The organism is Actinomycetospora succinea, assembly GCF_004363095.1.
GTDB classification, from domain to species: domain Bacteria; phylum Actinomycetota; class Actinomycetes; order Mycobacteriales; family Pseudonocardiaceae; genus Actinomycetospora; species Actinomycetospora succinea.
The window spans coordinates 221,130-237,594 of sequence record NZ_SNYO01000007.1 but is presented as its reverse complement, the minus strand read 5'-3'; the positions used below and the strand labels follow the sequence as shown (position 1 = coordinate 237,594).

18 protein-coding genes and 3 tRNA genes are annotated in these 16,465 nt (G+C 74.4%); 4 read left to right on the top strand and 17 right to left on the bottom strand.

Going from position 1 to position 16,465, the window contains the following annotated elements; translation table 11 throughout:
- Positions 1-23: 23 nt before the first annotated feature.
- The 11 genes from EV188_RS22715 to EV188_RS22665 all read right to left on the bottom strand — a co-directional run bounded on the left by EV188_RS22715 (position 24) and on the right by EV188_RS22665 (position 6,952).
- The gene (locus EV188_RS22715; protein ID WP_133828571.1) at positions 24-386 is read right to left on the bottom strand and encodes a hypothetical protein; all 363 of its coding nucleotides are present in this window, start codon (positions 384-386) and stop codon (positions 24-26) included.
- A 90-nt stretch (positions 387-476) separates the two neighbouring features.
- Positions 477-695 (bottom strand): ANTAR domain-containing protein, encoded by a 219-nt coding sequence (locus tag EV188_RS22710; RefSeq protein ID WP_133828570.1) that lies wholly within the window; start codon positions 693-695, stop codon positions 477-479.
- 189 nt (positions 696-884) lie between these two features.
- Positions 885-958: transfer RNA gene (locus EV188_RS22705), tRNA-Phe, on the bottom strand.
- Positions 959-990: 32 nt separating this feature from the next.
- Positions 991-1,064, bottom strand: a tRNA-Asp gene (locus tag EV188_RS22700).
- A gap of 21 nt (positions 1,065-1,085) precedes the next feature.
- A tRNA-Glu gene (locus EV188_RS22695) sits at positions 1,086-1,158 on the bottom strand.
- Between the two features lie 74 nt (positions 1,159-1,232).
- On the bottom strand, positions 1,233-1,970 hold the full coding sequence (locus tag EV188_RS22690) for a TetR/AcrR family transcriptional regulator (RefSeq protein WP_133828569.1): 738 nt from the start codon (positions 1,968-1,970) through the stop codon (positions 1,233-1,235).
- A gap of 92 nt (positions 1,971-2,062) precedes the next feature.
- The gene (locus EV188_RS22685) at positions 2,063-2,308 is read right to left on the bottom strand and encodes a hypothetical protein (protein ID WP_133828568.1); all 246 of its coding nucleotides are present in this window, start codon (positions 2,306-2,308) and stop codon (positions 2,063-2,065) included.
- Between the two features lie 301 nt (positions 2,309-2,609).
- Positions 2,610-3,854 carry a serine hydrolase domain-containing protein gene (locus EV188_RS22680; protein ID WP_133828567.1) on the bottom strand — a complete coding sequence of 415 codons (1,245 nt, stop codon included), beginning with the start codon at positions 3,852-3,854 and terminating at the stop codon, positions 2,610-2,612.
- Positions 3,855-3,859: 5 nt separating this feature from the next.
- Positions 3,860-4,732 carry an alpha/beta fold hydrolase gene (locus EV188_RS22675; RefSeq protein ID WP_243741917.1) on the bottom strand — a complete coding sequence of 291 codons (873 nt, stop codon included), beginning with the start codon at positions 4,730-4,732 and terminating at the stop codon, positions 3,860-3,862.
- A gap of 34 nt (positions 4,733-4,766) precedes the next feature.
- A complete protein-coding gene (locus EV188_RS22670) occupies positions 4,767-6,029 on the bottom strand; it encodes an FAD-dependent monooxygenase (protein ID WP_133828566.1) in 1,263 nt (420 codons plus the stop codon).
- A gap of 110 nt (positions 6,030-6,139) precedes the next feature.
- Entirely contained in the window at positions 6,140-6,952 is an 813-nt protein-coding gene (locus EV188_RS22665) for a phosphatase PAP2 family protein (RefSeq protein ID WP_166660021.1), read from the bottom strand.
- Between the two features lie 59 nt (positions 6,953-7,011).
- On the opposite strand from EV188_RS22665, the gene EV188_RS22660 reads away from it, so the two are divergent.
- Complete coding sequence (locus EV188_RS22660) at positions 7,012-7,872, top strand: hypothetical protein (RefSeq protein WP_133828564.1); 861 nt, start codon at positions 7,012-7,014, stop codon at positions 7,870-7,872.
- A 28-nt stretch (positions 7,873-7,900) separates the two neighbouring features.
- On the opposite strand, the gene EV188_RS22655 is transcribed toward EV188_RS22660, so the two are convergent.
- On the bottom strand, positions 7,901-8,074 hold the full coding sequence (locus EV188_RS22655) for a CsbD family protein (protein ID WP_133828563.1): 174 nt from the start codon (positions 8,072-8,074) through the stop codon (positions 7,901-7,903).
- A 71-nt stretch (positions 8,075-8,145) separates the two neighbouring features.
- Positions 8,146-9,879 carry a DHA2 family efflux MFS transporter permease subunit gene (locus tag EV188_RS22650; protein WP_208114341.1) on the bottom strand — a complete coding sequence of 578 codons (1,734 nt, stop codon included), beginning with the start codon at positions 9,877-9,879 and terminating at the stop codon, positions 8,146-8,148.
- Positions 9,880-9,938: 59 nt separating this feature from the next.
- Here EV188_RS22650 and EV188_RS22645 point away from each other — a divergent pair, with 59 nt between their 5' ends.
- A complete protein-coding gene (locus tag EV188_RS22645) occupies positions 9,939-10,313 on the top strand; it encodes a VOC family protein (protein ID WP_133828562.1) in 375 nt (124 codons plus the stop codon).
- Between the two features lie 28 nt (positions 10,314-10,341).
- Here EV188_RS22645 and EV188_RS22640 read toward each other — a convergent pair whose 3' ends face one another.
- Together EV188_RS22640 and EV188_RS22635 are read right to left on the bottom strand one after the other, a co-directional pair.
- Positions 10,342-11,235, bottom strand: coding sequence for an LLM class F420-dependent oxidoreductase (locus EV188_RS22640; RefSeq protein WP_133828561.1), 894 nt, complete (start codon positions 11,233-11,235; stop codon positions 10,342-10,344).
- Positions 11,236-11,246: 11 nt separating this feature from the next.
- Positions 11,247-11,906: a MerR family transcriptional regulator gene (locus tag EV188_RS22635; RefSeq protein WP_133828560.1), complete on the bottom strand. Its 660-nt coding sequence runs from the start codon at positions 11,904-11,906 to the stop codon at positions 11,247-11,249.
- Between the two features lie 113 nt (positions 11,907-12,019).
- Between EV188_RS22635 and EV188_RS22630 the strand changes: the two genes are divergently transcribed.
- The gene (locus EV188_RS22630; RefSeq protein ID WP_208114340.1) at positions 12,020-12,937 is read left to right on the top strand and encodes a hypothetical protein; all 918 of its coding nucleotides are present in this window, start codon (positions 12,020-12,022) and stop codon (positions 12,935-12,937) included.
- On the top strand, positions 12,934-13,284 hold the full coding sequence (locus tag EV188_RS22625) for a DUF2834 domain-containing protein (RefSeq protein WP_133828559.1): 351 nt from the start codon (positions 12,934-12,936) through the stop codon (positions 13,282-13,284). The genes EV188_RS22630 and EV188_RS22625 overlap by 4 nt, the downstream gene beginning before the upstream one ends.
- A gap of 48 nt (positions 13,285-13,332) precedes the next feature.
- On the opposite strand, the gene EV188_RS22620 is transcribed toward EV188_RS22625, so the two are convergent.
- Together EV188_RS22620 and EV188_RS22615 are read right to left on the bottom strand one after the other, a co-directional pair.
- On the bottom strand, positions 13,333-14,481 hold the full coding sequence (locus EV188_RS22620; protein ID WP_133828558.1) for an acyl-CoA dehydrogenase family protein: 1,149 nt from the start codon (positions 14,479-14,481) through the stop codon (positions 13,333-13,335).
- Positions 14,478-16,463: an ATP-binding protein gene (locus tag EV188_RS22615; protein ID WP_133828557.1), complete on the bottom strand. Its 1,986-nt coding sequence runs from the start codon at positions 16,461-16,463 to the stop codon at positions 14,478-14,480. Before EV188_RS22615 ends, EV188_RS22620 begins: the two co-directional genes overlap by 4 nt.
- Between the last annotated feature and the right edge of the window lie 2 nt (positions 16,464-16,465).

Here is a 16,465-nt window from a genome sequence, read left to right as displayed (position 1 = left end):
GACCGGGATCGTGCCAGCGGTCCCTAGGCGTGGCTGCGGGCCGGCGCGGTCCAGTCGAGCACCTGCTCGGGCGGTGGCCCCGCCGGCGGCTGCGAGAGGTCGAGCCCGAGGGTGTTCAGGAGGTACGCGCGGAACTCGACGTCGAACGGCTCCTCGGAGGTGGCGATCATCTCGAGTGCCCGACCCGGGTCGTCGGCCTCCATCACCATGATCTCCATCGGGCCGTCCGAGGTGTGCTCGACGAAGACCCCCTGGCGCGTCACCCCCTGGCGCGTCCTCGCCGCCGTGTACTCCTCGCGGCGCGGTCCTCCGAAGGCCGCGAGCGTGGCCCGCCACTCCTCGTACTTCTCGGGTGGGATGAGCCTGGTCAGCACCATCATCGCCATCGGACGCTCCCGTCGTCGCAGCTCGGGGCGACCGAGTGTGACAGCGGTCCCGACGTCCGGAGCCGCTCGTCACCCGATGCGAGCAGCGACCTAGCAACTGCCCCAGGGGTCCAGGACGTGGTGCGACCAGTCCCCGGTGAGCACCTCGCGAGCGATCTCCACCATCGTGATCTCGCGGGTCGCCGCCTCGTGGCGGAGCATCTCCGCGGCGCTCTCGATGTCCACGCCGAGCCGCTCGGCCACCACGCCCTCGGCGCGGTAGACGTCGGCGGGACACATCGATCGTTCGTTCTCGGCCGGCAGCATCATGGCTGCTCCTCGGAAGCCCTCGTCGAGACCTCCGCCGCGGCCGTGGGGGTCGACCACCGGGAAGCTGCTACCAGGAGTACCTGTCCGGGCACGAACTGTCCATCGTCTTCCCGGCGGAGCGCGCTACGCCGAGTCGGCGTACGGCACGACGACGAAGGCCCACCGAGCGTTTCCGCTGGTGGGCCGGTGTGGCCAGGGGCGGGGTCGAACCGCCGACCTATCGCTTTTCAGGCGATCGCTCGTACCGACTGAGCTACCTGGCCGAGAGGCCGAGGGAGACCCTCGACCGGTGGAGCGACCCAGACGGGACTCGAACCCGCGACCTTCGCCGTGACAGGGCGACGCGCTAACCAACTGCGCCACTGGGCCTTGATCGTGCTTGTCCTACCGTACCCCCAACGGGATTCGAACCCGCGTTGCCGCCTTGAAAGGGCGGAGTCCTAGGCCGCTGAACGATGGGGGCGCGACCCTCTGGCTGAGGACCTTACCCGCCAACGGCGTACCCGTTGGGAGCGGGCCAAGCATAGGTGACCGGAGTCAGCGCTCCGGCACCCACCCCCCGCCGTCGATCGGCATCGGCCCCAGGTGCGGGCCGAGCACCGCGGCCATGCCGCCGTCGGCGCGCCACGCGTCCAGCCAGGCGGGGTCCGCCGCGGCGCCGAGCAGCAGCTCCCAGTTCTCGCAGACGCGCTGGGCGAGGTCGGTGAGCTCGCTGATCGCCAACGACGCGATGAACGCGCCCGCGGAGACGTCGACGATCGTCCGCGCGAACGCCCGCGCGTCGACGGCCGGGACCAGAAGGCCCGCGGTGCCGGCGCGGACGAAGAGGTCGGTGAAGACCTCCTGCCAGAAGGCGAAGGGCCAGCCCGGGCGGCTGGGGCCGGCGAGCCCCTCCCCGCACAGACGCTGGCCCGCTCGCACCTCCGGTCCGGCGAGGGCGTCCTGCATCTCGCGGGCGACCTGGGCCGCGGTCCGCAGGGGGTCGAGACCGAGCGCGGCGCAGCGCTCGACCATGCCGCGGCACAGCCGCTCCATCTCGTCGACCACGGCGAGCGCGATGCTCTCCTTGGAGACGAAGTGGAAGTACAGCGCGCCCTTGGTGACCTTGCTGCGCTCGAGGATCCGCGACAGCGACGCCTCGTGGTACGAGCGCGCGGCGAACTCCTCCGCCGCCGCGGCGAGGATCGCGCCGCGGGTCGCCACGGCCCGCGCCTGGCGCGGGGGATCAGCGCGGGCCTCGGCAGGCAGGCGCGGCGGATCCACGGTGTCGGACATCGGCGGCCACGCTAGCCGGACCGCCTTTCACCCACCCGCACCCACACCGAACTCGTCCAGCAGCGGACGATCGAACGGGACGGGCGGTGCGCTCAGCGCCGCACGGGTGGCGGGTCGCCCCCCTCGCCGATGAGGCCGAGCATGTCGAGCAGCTCGCGGCAGTCGTCGGAGTCGAGCGAGTTGCGGGCCACGGCGATGCGCGCGCGGTGCACCTGCTCGTCGCTGACCCCGTAGACATCCGCCGCCGTGCGCTGCGCGGGGACCGACGGCTCCTCGGCCGGCGTCCGCTCCGGATGGGGTCCGTTCGGTCGTCGCCGCGGTCCTGACGTCGCATTCATGCTGGCTCCCGGTGGCCGCCTGGTCCCGACCCGCTGCTGCATCACCCGCGGCGGGATCACCCGGCACGGGGACACCCGCGGTCACGGTCAGTGCCCGCGGCCGTCCCTCGTCCGAGTCGAGGCGACGCTACCCACACGATCGCGACGATGCAGCCCCCTTCCCGAGTGACGGTGGCACCGGATTCGGACCGCCCGCTTCGTCGCGAAACGGTCACGGAGCGCGACGATGATCGCCCGGGACGGTCGCTCGGCCCCGCCCCGGGCGCCCCGCATCCGGTAGGCCGGACACGGAGCGAACGGCTCAGTCGACGAGGGCCTGGTAGACGAGCCCGCGCAGCTGGGTGCGGATCGGGTGGGCGCTCGACGGGAGCAGCTGCGTCATGAACATGGCCGTGATCCGCTCGGCGGGGTCGACCCAGAACGCGGTGCTCGCCGCCCCGCCCCACGACATCTCGCCGACGCTGGCGGGCGTGCGGTACCGGACGGGGTCGGTCACCACGGCGACGCCGAGACCGAACCCGACGCCGTCGAACGGCATTTCGGCGAACAGCGGCCGGCCGACCTGCTCGAGGTCGAGGCCGCCGGGCAGGTGGTTGCGGCCCATGTAGTCGACGGTACGGCTGCCGAGCAGGCGGACACCGTCGACCTCGCCGCGACCGAGCAGCATCTGCGTGAAGCGGTGGTAGTCCGCGGCCGTCGACACCAGCCCGCCCCCGCCGCCGAGCCAGGTGGGCTCCAGGACCTCGCGGGCCATCGCCCCCATCCCGGCCGTCTCGGCGAGCAGGGCGCGGCCCGTGGCGGGGTTCTGGACGTACAGGGCGGCCAGCTGGTCGGGGTCGTCGACGACGAAGCCGGTGGCGGTCATCCCGAGCGGGCCCAGCACGTGCTCGTCGAGGAACGCGTCGAGCGCCTGGCCCGACACGACCTCGATCAGCCGCCCGAGCACGTCGGTGGCGTGGCTGTAGTTCCACTCCGAGCCCGGCTGGAAGACCAGCGGCATCCGGGCCCACGCCTCGACGCAGCCCGCGAGGTCGAGCCCGGCGGGCACGGACCACTCGAAGCCGGCCGCGCGGTAGAGCTCGTCGACGGGGTGGGCGTGGTGGAAGCCGTAGGTCAGCCCGGCGGTGTGGGTCAGCAGGTGCCAGACGCGGATGGGCTCCGTGGCCGCCTCGAGCAGCGGCTTGCCCGACGAGCCCTTGACGTAGACCTTCGGCTCGGCGAACTCGGGCAGCCACCGGCTGATCGGGTCGGTGAGCTCGAAGGCACCCCGCTCCCAGAGCATCAGCGCCGCGACCGAGGTGATCGGCTTGGACATCGAGTAGATGCGCCAGCGCGTGTCGTCGGTGACCGGGAGGCCGGCCTCGACGTCCCGCTGCCCGGCGGTCGACGAGTGCACGACCTTCCCGTCGCGGGCGACGACGATGTGCCACCCGGCGAGGCGGCCGTCGTCGACGTAGCGGGCGAAGTGGTCGTCGATGCGGGTCAGGCGCGCCGGGTCGAAGCCCAGCTCCTCGGAATCGGTCTCGACCTTCAGGGGGCTGCTCACTCCCGTCAGTCTGCCTCCGCGAGGAAGGTCCGCAACTCCTCGACGACCTCCTCGGGACGCTCCTCGGGCACGAAGTGCGCGCACCGCTCGATCGCGCGGCCGCGCACGTCGTCGGCGTACTCGCGCCACAGCTCCAGCATCGGCAGCGTCTGGCCCATGACGCCCTCGGCGCCCCACAGCGCGAGCAGCGGGACGGTCACGCGGCGCCCGGCTACGACGTCGGCCTCGTCGTGCTCGGCGTCGACGGGGTCGGCGCGGTAGTCGTCGAACCCGCACCGCAGCGCGCCGGGCTGGGAGAAGGCGCGGACGTACTCCGCGATCGCCGCCGGCTCGAGGCCCTCGCGGGCGAAGGTCCACTTCTCGAGGAAGTAGCGCAGGTAGCCCTCGACGTCGGCGCCGGCGAGCCGCTCGGGCAGGTCGGGCTGGAGGTGGAAGAGCCAGTGCCAGTACTTCGCGCCGAGCGCGGCGTCGAAGCGCTGCCAGGTGGCCCGGGTCGGCGCGATGTCGAGGACGGCGACCCGCGTGACCTCCTCGGGCCGGTCGAGGGCCCAGCGGTGGGCGACGCGGCCGCCGCGGTCGTGCCCGACCACGGCGATACGCTCGTGGCCGAGGGCCCGGACCAGCGCGGACATGTCGGCGGCCATCGTGCGCTTGTCCATGCCGCCGGTGGGCTTGTCGCTGGCCCCGTAGCCGCGCAGGTCCGGGACGATCACGGTGTGGTCGGCCGCCAGCTGGCCGGCGACGTGGCGCCAGCAGTGCCCGGTCTGCGGCCACCCGTGCAGCAGCACGACCGGCGGGCCGGAGCCGCCGTGGCGGAGGTGGATCCGCACCCCGTTGGCGACGACGGTGTCCGGGGTGAGGGCGGGAGCATCGGTCACGGGCGGGAATCCTGCCCGCCGACGGCGCGGGCCGTCAGCCCGCGATCGGCCCGTGCGGGCCCCGGGGCGCGTCCTGGTGCTGCCGGGCGGCCGGGTCGACGACGAGGCCGGGCCGGTGTCCGTCGCCGGACGCCCCCGGCGGGCCGCCCGGGGACGGGCCGCCCCGCCCCGCGTCGACGATGGCCGCGGTGGCGTCGACGGACGTGGTGCGCCAGAGCCGGTCGCGCATACGGCGCACGAGCCCGTCGGCGTGGCAGAGGCTGGCGAAGTCGTGGGCGCGGCGGGCCACGGCGGCGCGCGGCTGCGCGCGGACGTAGGCGTACTCCTCGAGGGCGGGCACGATCCGCCCGTCGGCGTGGTCGAAGGCGCGCCCGAGCGTCGCGGCGTCGAGGATCTCGAGCGCCACGGCCTGCGCGGTGTGCGGCAGCATCGGCTGTGCGGCCCCGCCGACGACGGTCAGCCGGTGGCGGGCACCGCGCTCGAGCGGGGCGTGGTGGCGGTGCACGCGCGACGGTGCCCGCACGACGACGTCGCCGACCGCGGCGCGGACCTCGGGCGCGCTGCCGGCCAGCAGGCGACCGACGACGGCCGCGACCCCGTCGCGGTGCATGTCCTCGAGGGCGTCGACGCGCACGGTCATCGACACCTCCCCCTCGCCGCCGACGACCGCGGACTGGGTGACGTGCAGCGTCGGCGACGACCAGAGCCGCAGGCAGTCGTCGGGCGGCGCCGGGCCGGGCCCGCGGTGCACGAGGTAGGGGCTGGAGATCGCGTGGCCGCCGCCGAGGTGCGCCCGCACGCGGCTGCCCGGGCCGTCGGCGCCGATGACGGCCTCCGCCCGGTACCGGTCGCCCTCGTCGTCGGTGACCAGCACCGCGTCGCCGAGGTCCTCCACCGCGGTGGCGCTGCGGCCGTAGGTGACGGTGACCATCTCGTCGGCCTCGCACGCCGTCACCAGGCAGGCGCGCAGCACGGCGTGCGGGACGAGCAGGTACGGCCGGCCGAACCGGGCACGCACGACGGGGCCGAGCTCGGCGACCCGCAGGACCGCGCCGCTGTCGGCGTCGGCGTGCGCGAGACGGCGCGGCTCCCACGCCTGCGCGGCCAGGGGGTCGGCGAGCCCGAGCGCGGCCAGCTCGCGCAGCGCCGACGGCGTGAGGACCGCCAGGCCCCGGTCGACGTCACCGGGACGGTCGCGGTCGACGACGTGCACGGGGAAGCCCTGGTGGGCGAGGAAGAGCGCCGTGGTGAGCCCGGCGAACCGGGCACCCAGCACGAGCAGCGGTACGGCAACCACGGCTCACCTCGTTCACCCGGGCGGACGAGACAAGCGTAGGCAGATCATCTCGGACGGAGCAATCGGGCGTCGTTCTGTATTCGACATCGCACTGACCACCCGAAAGACGGTCACTCCACAGGATGAGAGGTGTCCGGACGATCCGCCGGCAACCCCGGAACGGGGTCGGGGGCGTCGCCGAGACGCGCGCGGGCGTCCAGGACGCGGGCCAGCGTGATGCACGTGGTGGCCAGCGCGGCGCCGAGGAACCAGCCGGCGAGGACGTCGGTGGTCCAGTGCACGCCGAGGTAGACGCGGCTCGCGCCGACGAGCAGGGCGCCGAGGACCGCGAGCACGACCACGACGCGGCGCACGAGGCGGGCACGGGGCGTCCCGACGGTCAGCGCGACCACCGCGGCCGCGGTGAGCGTCAGCCCCAGCGCCGCCATCAGCGCGTGGCCCGAGGGCAGCGACGCGGTCGTCTCCTCGGCGAGCCGCAGCGCCACCGGCGGGCGCGGGCGCTCGACGGCCACCTTGACCAGCCGGATCGCGAGCGCCCCCGCCAGCACGCCGAGCACCCAGATCAGCGCGGTGCGCCGGTGCCCGCGCGCGAACAGCACCACCGCCGACACCACCGCGAGCCCGCCCGTCCCGACCGTGCCGCCGATCAGCGAGATGCCCTCGGCGGCGCTGGTCAGCCCCGGGGTGCGGACGCCGAGGACCCACCCGAGCACCGGCGCGTCCGCGTCCTCGAGGGCCTCGTCGGTGGCGACCAGGGTGAACACCACGCCGGCGGCGAGGACGAGCACCGCGACGATCCCGGTGTCGCGCAGCGCGCCCGGCACGCTCGCCAGCGCGCCGCCCGCCACGCGATCGGCGAGCACCGCGAGGCCGATCAGCACGCCGAGGGCCAGCAGCGTCACGGCGGTGGCGTCGAGGGCCACGGATTCCTCCTGCGGTGTGGTGGGTCGGCGTCCGAGATCATCCAAGGCAGACTGGAGGCGTGCTCCTCCTGGGGCTGCTCGCCGCGCTCGCCGCGGCGGGCGCCAACGCCGGTGCCGCGCTGCTGGAGGCGAGTGCCGCCCGGCGCGCCTCGCGGGCGGCGACCGTCGTGCTGCACCCCATGTACCTCACCGGGCTCGCGCTCGACATCGGCGGCTGGGTGCTCACCGTGCTCGCGCTGCGGTACATGCCGATCGTCGCGGTGCAGGCGATCGTGGCCGGGCAGGTCGCGATCACGGTGGTGGCGTCGCACTGGGTGTTCGACACGCCGCTGCGCCGCATCGACCTCGCCGCGGCCGCCGCCAACGCCGTGGGGCTGGCGCTGATCGTGGCGAGCGCGAGCGTCGAGGACGCGCTGCTGACCCCGTCCACGGGCGCGGTGGTGGCGCTGCTCGTCACGTTCGGGGTGCTGCTCGTGGTGTCGGTGCCGGTGGCGTTCCGCAGCAGGCGGGCCATGCTCGTGTCGTTCCTCGCGGGGCTGGCGTTCGGCGGCACGGCGGTGGCGGTGCGCATGGTGGACCTGGAGGGGTCGCTGGGCGAGATGGCCCGGATGGCGGCGACCGACCCGGTGGTGTGGGCGTTGCTCGGCTTCGCCGCCCTCGGGCTCGCGCTGTACACGGTGGCGCTCGGGCGGGGCTCGGTCGGGCCGGTGGTGGCGGTGCTCGCCGTCACGGAGACCCTCGCGCCCGGGTTCGTCGGGCTCATCGCGCTGGGCGACGGCGTGCGCCCGGGCGGGATCCCGTGGTTCGTGGCGGGGCTGGTGCTCGCGCTGGGCGGGGTCGTCGTGCTGGCCCGCTCGCCCGCGCAGGCATCGCTCTCGGGTGACGACGGCGTCGCGCCGCCGCCCCTCAAGCGGCTGTAGCGGAGCGGCGGCGCGGCGTCCGGGCAGGTCAGTCGCGGAAGGCGTCCTTGACCTTCTCGCCGGCGTTCTTGAGGCTGCCGACGGTCTGGTCCTTCTTGCCCTCGGCCTCGAGGCTCTCGTTGCCGACGGCCTTGCCGACCGACTCCTTGGCCTTGCCCTTGAGCTCCTGGATCTTGTTGTCGGTCTTGTCCTCGCTCGCCATGGCGGTCTCCTCCCCGGGCGCACCGGTGCTGGGCGCCTCGCGGACAGTCAGATACCCGGGGTACCGGGTGGTCAACCCGCCGTCGACGGCTCCGGGGCGCCGAGCACCACGTCGCGCACGGCCCGCCCGCCGTGGGGAACGTCGACCCACGCGACCGTCGGCGGGTGCCCGTCCGCGCGCGTGACCAGCTGGAACCGCCCGGGCCCGGCCGGGTCGAGGCGGAACGCGCCGTCGTCGTCGGCGGCCGCGGTGGCGGCCTCGCGGCCGTCGGGGTCGACGAGGGTGAGGGTCGCGCCGCCCACCGCCGACCCGGTGGGGTCGGTGACGTGGCCGCTCAGGCCGTTCCCCACGCTCGCGGCCGGCGCCTCGGCGATCGCCGGGGAGCCGGGGTCCGCGGCGCGGCGGCGCCCCAGCAACAGGTCGATGACGCCGAGGACGAGCGCGAGCACCACGAACGCGACCGCGCCGACGAGGCCACGGCTGATGGCGAGGGCCCAGTCGCCGCCGGTGCTGGTGAGCTGGCCGAAGAACACGGCGCCGACCGCGGAGATGCCGACCGCCGAGCCGACGCGCTGGCCGGTCTGCAGGACGCCCGCCGCGGTGCCGCCCTCGCGGGGCGGGACCTCCTCGAGCGCGAGCGTCTGGTTCGGCGCGATGACGAAGCCGCTGCCGATGCCCGCGACGAGCAGCGGGCCGGCGATCGCCCAGCCGACCAGCGCCGGGTCCAGGCGCAGGACCACGTCGACGGCGATCAGCCCCAGGGCGACGAGGACGAGCCCGCCGACGACCAGCGGCTTGCCCAGCCGGGACACGAGCCGTCCGCCGATCGCCGACGACACCGCCGAGCCGAGCGCGAACGGCGTGAGCGCGAGCCCGGCCTCGAGCGGGGTGTAGCCGCGCCCGTTCTGGAGGAAGAGCGTGACCACGAAGAAGATCGCGGTGAAGCCGGCGAAGTACAGCAGGCCGAGCGAGGTCCCGAGCGCGTAGCTGCGGGTGCGCAGCAGGGCGAAGTTCACCAGCGGGTGGCCGTGGGTCCGGCGCGCGCGGCGCTCCCAGAACACGAAGACGACGAGCAGGACGACGGCGACGGCCAGCAGCCACCAGGGAGCGCTCGCCGGGTCCCGCTCGGAGAGCACCAGCGGGACCATGACCGCGACGACGGCGCCGCCGAGCAGCACCGCGCCGATCGCGTCGAGGGGACGTTTCTCGCCCTCGCTCGCCGTGTCGCGGGGCAGCAGGCGGGCGCCGAGCACGAGCGCGGCGACGCCGATCGGGACGTTGACGTAGAAGACCCAGCGCCAGCCGTCGGTCTGGCCGCCCCACTCGAGGAGCAGGCCGCCGAGCAGCGGGCCGATGGCCGTCGAGATGCCGATCGCGGCGCCGAACAGGCCGAACGCGCGGCCGCGCTCGCGACCCTGGAACAGCTGCTGGATGAAGCCGATGACCTGCGGGTTCAGCATCCCGCCCGCGGCGCCCTGCAGCAGGCGGAACACCACGAGCGACGCGGCGTTCGGGGCCAGCCCCGCCGCGACGCTGGTCAGCGTGAACAGCGCCAGCGAGATCATGAACATCTTCTTGCGGCCGCGGTCGTCGCCGAGCCGGCCCGACGCGACGAGCACGAGCCCGAACGTCAGCGCGTAGCCCGACACGACCCACGACAGCTCCGCCGACGACGCGCCGATCCCCCGCTGCATGGCGGGGAGGGCGACGTTCACGATGCTGACGTCGAGCAACGTCATGAACCCGGCGATCAGGCACACCGCGAGGGCGCGCCACCGCCGGGGATCGGGCTCGGGAGAACTCACACGGTCGAGTTTCCCCGAGGTCGGCCGCCGAATCGTGACACGAGACGAAGGGAACGAGCGTGGAGATCCTGTCGAGCCGCATCCTCGTGCGCCCCCGCGACTGGGAGACCTCACGGCGGTTCTACGCCGAGACGCTCGGGCTCGCGGTGGCCCGCGAGTTCCCGGGCGGCGTGGTGTTCTTCCTGGGCACCGGCTACATGGAGCTCTCGAAGGCCGGGGCGGTGGCGATCGGCGAGGACGCCCTGTGGCTGCAGGTGCGGTCGCTGCCGGACACGCTCACGGAGCTGCGGGGGCGCGGCGTGACCGTCACCCGCGAGCCACAGCGCGAACCGTGGGGCCTCGACGAGTGCTGGATCGCCGACCCCGACGGCCGCGCGATCGTCCTCGTCGAGATCCCCCCGGGGCACCCGATCCGCACGGACCTACGTGAGTGAACTTTGGTGCTATAGCACCAAAGTTCGCTCACATACCCAGGGCGCGGGCCAGCTCGCGGAGGTCGTCGCGGGGGTCGGCCATGGGGTTCCCGCGCAGGGCCTGGACGAGGACGTGGTCGGCGCCGGCGTCGAGGTGCGCGGTCACCGACGCGGCGACCGTGTCGATGTCGCCCATCCCGACCAGCGCCTTCTTGAGCCGGTCCGAGCCGCCGCGCGGCATGTCGGACTCCTCGAAGCCCTGGCGCAGCCACGAGTTCCGGTAGTTCGGCAGACCCGAGTAGATCTCGAGGTGGCTGTGCGCCCGGCTCATCGCGTCGTCGGGGTCGTCGCCGACCGCGACCGCCTGCTCGGACACGACCCACTTGTCGGGGCCAAGGGCCTCGCGCGTCACGCGGGTCTGCTCCGGGGTGACGAGGTAGGGGTGCACGCCGTCGGTCTCGGCGCCCGCGAGCTCGATCATCTTGGGGCCGAGCGCCGCGACCAGCCGGGCCGGGCGCCCGACGCCGGGCTCGACCTGCTCGGGGACGGCGGCCATGCGCTGCAGGTAGTCGCGCATCGTGGCCAGCGGCTTCTGGTAGGTGCCGCCGCGCCCGCGCTCGACCAGCGGGGCGTGGCTCACGCCGAGCCCGAGGACGAAGCGGCCCGGGTGCAGCGCGGTGAGCGTGCGCCCGCCGCTCTCGGCGGCGATGGGGTCGCGGGCGTGGATGTTGGCGATGCCGGTGCCGATGACGAGCCGGTCGGTGGCGGCGAGGAACGCGCCCGCCTGGGTCAGCGTCTCCTTGCCGTAGGCCTCGCCGTAGAACAGCGAGCCGTACCCCATCGCCTCGATGTCGCGGGCGGCCTGCTGCGCCTCCTGGATCGGCCAGCTGTCGCTGGTCCACCAGACGCCGATGCGGGACGGGAAGTCGATCCGAGCTGCCATGGCCGCGGACGCTAGCCCGACCCGGTGACGCCCGCCGGGTCGGGCGCGAGGCCGGACCGGCGCGCCGACACCGTCGCCTCGGCCATCCCGCGCAGCGCCGCCATCAGCGCGCCGCCGAGCGCGATCCCCACGACGACCCGCTCGACCGACCGCTCGCGGTCCTCGGTGTCGACGACCGCCGCCACCTCGTGCGCCGCGACACCGTCCATCGCCTCCGCGTAGACGTCGAGCAGCCCGGCGACCCGCTCGCCGCCGAGGCGCTCGAGGGCCGCGAGCACGTCCACGGCCGTCCGGTAGCCGGGGTTCCGCTCGCTCGCGACCCAGCCGCGGCGCTCGACGAGGTCCGCGACGGTCTGCTCGGCGCGCGTGGTGGCCTCGTCCTCGACCGGCTCGGTGCGGGCCATCACCGCCGCCTGCGCCGTGCCGAGCGCGTCGTGCAGGGACACCGCGGGGTCGTCCACGGCCGACAGCACGTCGCGGGTGCCCGCGATCGACAGGCCCCCGACGTCCACGAGCGCGCGGATGAGGCGCAGGCGCCGGGCGTGCGCCGCGTCGTAGCGCGCCTGGTTCGGGCTGGTCCGCTCGCCGGGCGGCAGGAGGCCCTCGCGCAGGTAGTACTTGATCGACGCGACGCTCACGCCCGTCTCGCGGCTCAGATCCCCGATCCGCATCGCTCTCCCCTCTGGACGTCCGACTCGGATAGTTCTACTCTCCAATTATGGACAGCGTCACTATCCGATCAACGGCCCGGGACTCGCGTTCCCTCGCCGTGTTCTGTGTCGCCATGGCCGCCCTCGCGGTCGTGTGCCTCGTCGGGCTCGTGCTCGACCCCCGCCTCCTCGGCGGCCAGCCCATCTGGGCCAAGCCGCTGAAGTTCTCGGTCAGCTTCGTCCTCTACTCCGCCACCCTGATCTGGATGATCTCCCTGGTGTCGGTCCCGCGGACGCGCCGCTGGGCCCGCCGCGCCGGCGTCGTCGTCGCGGCCGCCGGGACCATCGAGATGATCGCCATCGTCGGTCAAGTCGTCCGCGGCCGGGCGAGCCACTTCAACGTCGCGACGACGCTCGACACGGCCGTGTGGAGCGTCATGGGCACGACCATCGTGATCCTCTGGCTCGCCACGGCCGGAGTCGGCGTGATCCTGCTGCGCGAGCGCAGCCTCGCGGTCGACACCGCGTGGGCCGTGCGCCTCGGGCTGTTCGTGACCCTGCTGGGCATGGCCGTCGCGTTCCTCATGACGAGCCCGACCGGCGCCCAGGTCGCGGGGGCGCAGGCGACGGGAGCGATGCCTACCGTCGGCGCCCACGCCGTCGACGTCCCCGACGGCGGGCCCGGCCTGCCGCTGGTCGGGTGGAGCACCACGGGCGGCGACCTGCGCATCGCCCACTTCGTCGGGCTGCACGCGCTGCAGGGACTGCCCCTGCTGGTGATCGGCCTGACCCTGCTCGCCGCGCGCGTGGCGGTGCTGCGCGACGCGCGGGTGCGCGCCCGCCTGGTCGGCGTCGCCGGTGCGGCCTGGACCGGGCTGACGGTGCTGTTGACCGGCCAGGCCCTGCGCGGCCAGCCGCTGATCGCCCCCGACGGCCTCACCCTCGGCGCCGCGGCCGTCCTCGTCGCCGCGACGGGCGTCGCGACCCTGCTCGTCCTGCGCGGCGGCACCCGCCTCCGCGCCACCGCCGATCGCGTCCTGGAGCCCCGATGACCACGCTCACGCCCGCCCGCACCGGCAGCCCCGTCCTCGTCGCCGTCTACGCGGCGCTCTCGGTGATCGGTCTGATCGGGACCTGGTACTTCAACCTGGCGTTCTTCGCGGCCGGCGGCGGCGACTACGTCGGCGGCTGGTTCGCCAACGCCGCGAGCAGCTCGGCCGCCGTCGACATCATCGTCATGGCCGTCGCGGCCTGCATCGTGATGGTCGTCGAGGGCCGCCGGCTGGGCTTCCGCCCGGTCGTGACCGTGCTCCTCGTGGTGCTGAGCTTCGTGCTCGCGGTGGCGTTCACGTTCCCGCTGTTCCTGGCGCTGCGGGAGAGGCGCCTCCGGCGCACGTGAGTGATCTGGGTCGCCAGGACGACCCAGATCACTCACGTGGCGAAGCCATCACATGCCCAGGTGCCGCGCGATGAGGATCTTCTGGACCTCGCTGGTGCCCTCGCCGATCTCCAGGATCTTGGAGTCGCGGTAGTGCCGGGCCACCGGGTACTCGTTCATGAAGCCGTAGCCACCGAAGATCTGGGTGGCGTCGCGGGCGTTGTCCATCGCGGCGTTGGAGCTCACGAGCTTCGCGACCGCCGCCTCCTTCTTGAACGGCTGCCCGGCGGCCATCTTCTCCGCCGCGTCGTGCCAGGCCAGGCGGGCGCAGACGGTGCGCGCCTCCATCTCGGCGATCTTGAACTGGATGCCCTGGTAGCTCCCGATCGCGTGGCCGAACGCCTCGCGCTCGCGGGCGTAGCGCAGGGACTCGTCGACGCAGCCCTGGGCGGCGCCGGTCGAGAGCGCGGCGATGGCGACGCGGCCCTCGTCGAGGATCGAGAGGAACTGGGCGTAGCCGCGGCCCCGCGTCCCGACGAGGTTCTCGGCCGGGACCCGGACGTCGTCGAACGAGAGCTCGTGGGTGTCCGAGGCGTTCCAGCCGACCTTCGAGTAGCTGGGCGCGACGGTGAAGCCCGGGGTCCCGGAGGGGACGAGGATCGCCGAGATCTCCTTCTTGCCGTCGCTCTGCTTGTCCGTCACCGCCGTGACCGTCACCAGCGACGTGATGTCCGTGCCGGAGTTCGTGATGAACGCCTTCGTCCCGTTGATCACCCAGTGGTCGCCGTCGAGCTTCGCGGTGGTGCGCGTGGCGCCGGCGTCGGATCCGCCGCCGGCCTCGGTCAGCCCGAACCCGCCGAGGTGGCGGCCGGTGGCGAGGTCGGGCAGCCAGCGGCCCTTCTGCTCGTCGGAACCGAACCGCAGCAGCGGCATGATCCCCAGGGACACGCCCGCCTCGAGCGTGATCGCCACCGACTGGTCGACGCGCCCGAGCTCCTCGAGGGCGACGCACAGCGCGACGTAGTCGCCGCCCATGCCGTCGTACTCCTCGGGGACCGGCAGGCCGAACAGTCCCATCTCGCCCATCTGCGCGACGAGGTCGTACGGGAACTTCTCCTTGATGTAGTACTCGCCGATGACCGGCGCGACCTCCTTCTGCGCGAACTCCTCGACGGTGGCGCGCAGGGCCTCGTGCTCGTCCGACAGCTGCATGATCATTCTCCTGAGTCGGGCACGACGGTGACCAGGGGCGCGTCGAGGGCGACGGCGGCCCCGGCCTTCGCGGCCAGGTCCTTCACGACGCCGTCGACGGGTGCCGACACCACGTGCTCCATCTTCATGGCCTCGACGACGACGAGTCGCTGGCCTGCGGTGACGTGGTCGCCCTCGGCGACCTCCACGGCGGTGACCGTGCCGGGCATCGGCGCGGTGAGGGGGCCGTCCTGGCCGCCGCCGGCGGCCGTCCGGGCGGCGCGCAGACGCTCCTGCTCGCGCAGCGCCCACACGCCGCCCTCGCGGCCGAGCCAGCGGACGCCGTCGGCGGTCGCCACCCGGAACCTCCGCGTGGCGCCGTCGAGCGTCAGGACGACGTCGGCGCCGTCGCGGCGACCCGACGCCGGGCGCGGGGTCCCCTCGGCGCCGATGGTGACGACGGCGTCCTCCGGGGGCCCGGCCACGGCGACGTCCACCGGGTCGCCCGTCGCGCCGGCCGCGGGCACGACGCGCCAGCGCGCGGGGGCGGGGTCGGCGCCGAGGCGCCAGCCGCCGACACGGTCGAACGGGTCGTCGCCGGACGAGCGCTCGGCCAGGTCCAGCAGGCCCGCCAGCGCCGCCGCGGCGAGGACGTCGTCGGGGAGGTCCTCGGCGGGGACGGGCAGGCGCGCGATCAGCCCGGTGTCGAGCCGCCCGGCGCGCACGTCGTCGTCGGCGAGGAGCGTGCGCAGCCAGGCGAGGTTGGTGCGCACGCCGAGCACGGTGGTGCCCGCGAGCGCGGCGTCGAGGCGGTCGAGCGCGCTCGCCCGGTCGCGACCCCAGGTGATGATCTTCGCGAGCATCGGGTCGTAGCGGGACCCGACCTCGGTGCCCGCCGCGACCCCGGCGTCCACCCTGGCGCCGGTCGGCCAGACCAGGTCGAGGATGCGCCCGCCGGTGGGCAGGAAGCCGCGCGAGGGGTCCTCGGCGTAGAGGCGGACCTCGACGGCGTGGCCCTCGAGCGTCACGTCGCCCTGGTCGTAGCCCAGCTCCTCGCCCGCGGCGACGCGCAGCTGCTCGGCGACGAGGTCGAGCCGCCCGCTGCGCACGCGGACGACCTCCTCGGTCACCGGGTGCTCGACCTGCAGGCGGGTGTTCATCTCGAGGAAGAAGAACTCGCTCGCGTCGGCGTTCGTCACGAACTCGACGGTCCCGGCGCCGACGTAGCCGCAGGCGCGCGCGGCCTCGACCGCGGCCTGCCCCATGGCGTGGCGCTGGGTCGCGTCGAGCACCGCCGACGGCGCCTCCTCGACGACCTTCTGGTGCCGGCGCTGCAGCGAGCACTCGCGCTCGCCGAGGTGCACGACGGTGCCGTGGGCGTCGGCGAGCACCTGGATCTCGACGTGGCGGGGGTCGGTGACGTAGCGCTCGACGAGCAGCGTGTCGTCGCCGAAGCTCCCCCGCGCCTCGCGCCGCGCCGCGCCGATGGCCGCCTCGAGATCCTCGGAACGCTCGACCACGTGCATGCCCTTGCCGCCGCCCCCGGCGCTGGGCTTGAGCAGCACGGGGAAGCCGATGCGCCGGGCCTCCGCCGCCACCTGCTCGTCGGAGAGCCCCGATCCGTCGGACCCCGGCACCAGCGGGACGCCGGCCGGGCCCACGGTGGCCTTGGCGCGGATCTTGTCGCCCATCGCCTCGATGGCCGCGGGCGGCGGGCCGATCCACGTCAGCCCCGCGTCGGTGACCTGCCGGGCGAACGCGGCGTTCTCGGCGAGGAAGCCGTAGCCGGGGTGCACGGCCTGCGCGCCGACCGCGCGGCCGGCCTCGATGATCGCGGCGCCGTCGAGGTAGTCGGGCACGCGGACGGCGACGTCGGCGGCCGCCACGTGCGGGGCGCCGGCGTCGGGGTCGGTGTACACCGCGACGGCCCGCAGGCCCCGCGCGTGCAGGGTCCGGGTGATCCGCACGGCGATCTCGCCGCGGTTGGCGATCAGCACGCTCGAGAACACGG

What these genes read in the sequence shown, in the direction of transcription:
- EV188_RS22715 (WP_133828571.1), bottom strand. Translation starts at nt 386, where the DNA reads ATGGCGATGATGGTGCTGACCAGGCTCATCCCACCCGAGAAGTACGAG.
- EV188_RS22710 (WP_133828570.1), bottom strand. Translation starts at nt 695, where the DNA reads ATGATGCTGCCGGCCGAGAACGAACGATCGATGTGTCCCGCCGACGTC.
- EV188_RS22690 (WP_133828569.1), bottom strand. Translation starts at nt 1,970, where the DNA reads ATGTCCGACACCGTGGATCCGCCGCGCCTGCCTGCCGAGGCCCGCGCT.
- EV188_RS22685 (WP_133828568.1), bottom strand. Translation starts at nt 2,308, where the DNA reads ATGAATGCGACGTCAGGACCGCGGCGACGACCGAACGGACCCCATCCG.
- EV188_RS22655 (WP_133828563.1), bottom strand. Translation starts at nt 8,074, where the DNA reads ATGGCGAGCGAGGACAAGACCGACAACAAGATCCAGGAGCTCAAGGGC.
- EV188_RS22640 (WP_133828561.1), bottom strand. Translation starts at nt 11,235, where the DNA reads ATGGCAGCTCGGATCGACTTCCCGTCCCGCATCGGCGTCTGGTGGACC.
- EV188_RS22635 (WP_133828560.1), bottom strand. Translation starts at nt 11,906, where the DNA reads ATGCGGATCGGGGATCTGAGCCGCGAGACGGGCGTGAGCGTCGCGTCG.
- EV188_RS22630 (WP_208114340.1), top strand. Translation starts at nt 12,020, where the DNA reads ATGGCCGCCCTCGCGGTCGTGTGCCTCGTCGGGCTCGTGCTCGACCCC.
- EV188_RS22625 (WP_133828559.1), top strand. Translation starts at nt 12,934, where the DNA reads ATGACCACGCTCACGCCCGCCCGCACCGGCAGCCCCGTCCTCGTCGCC.
- EV188_RS22620 (WP_133828558.1), bottom strand. Translation starts at nt 14,481, where the DNA reads ATGATCATGCAGCTGTCGGACGAGCACGAGGCCCTGCGCGCCACCGTC.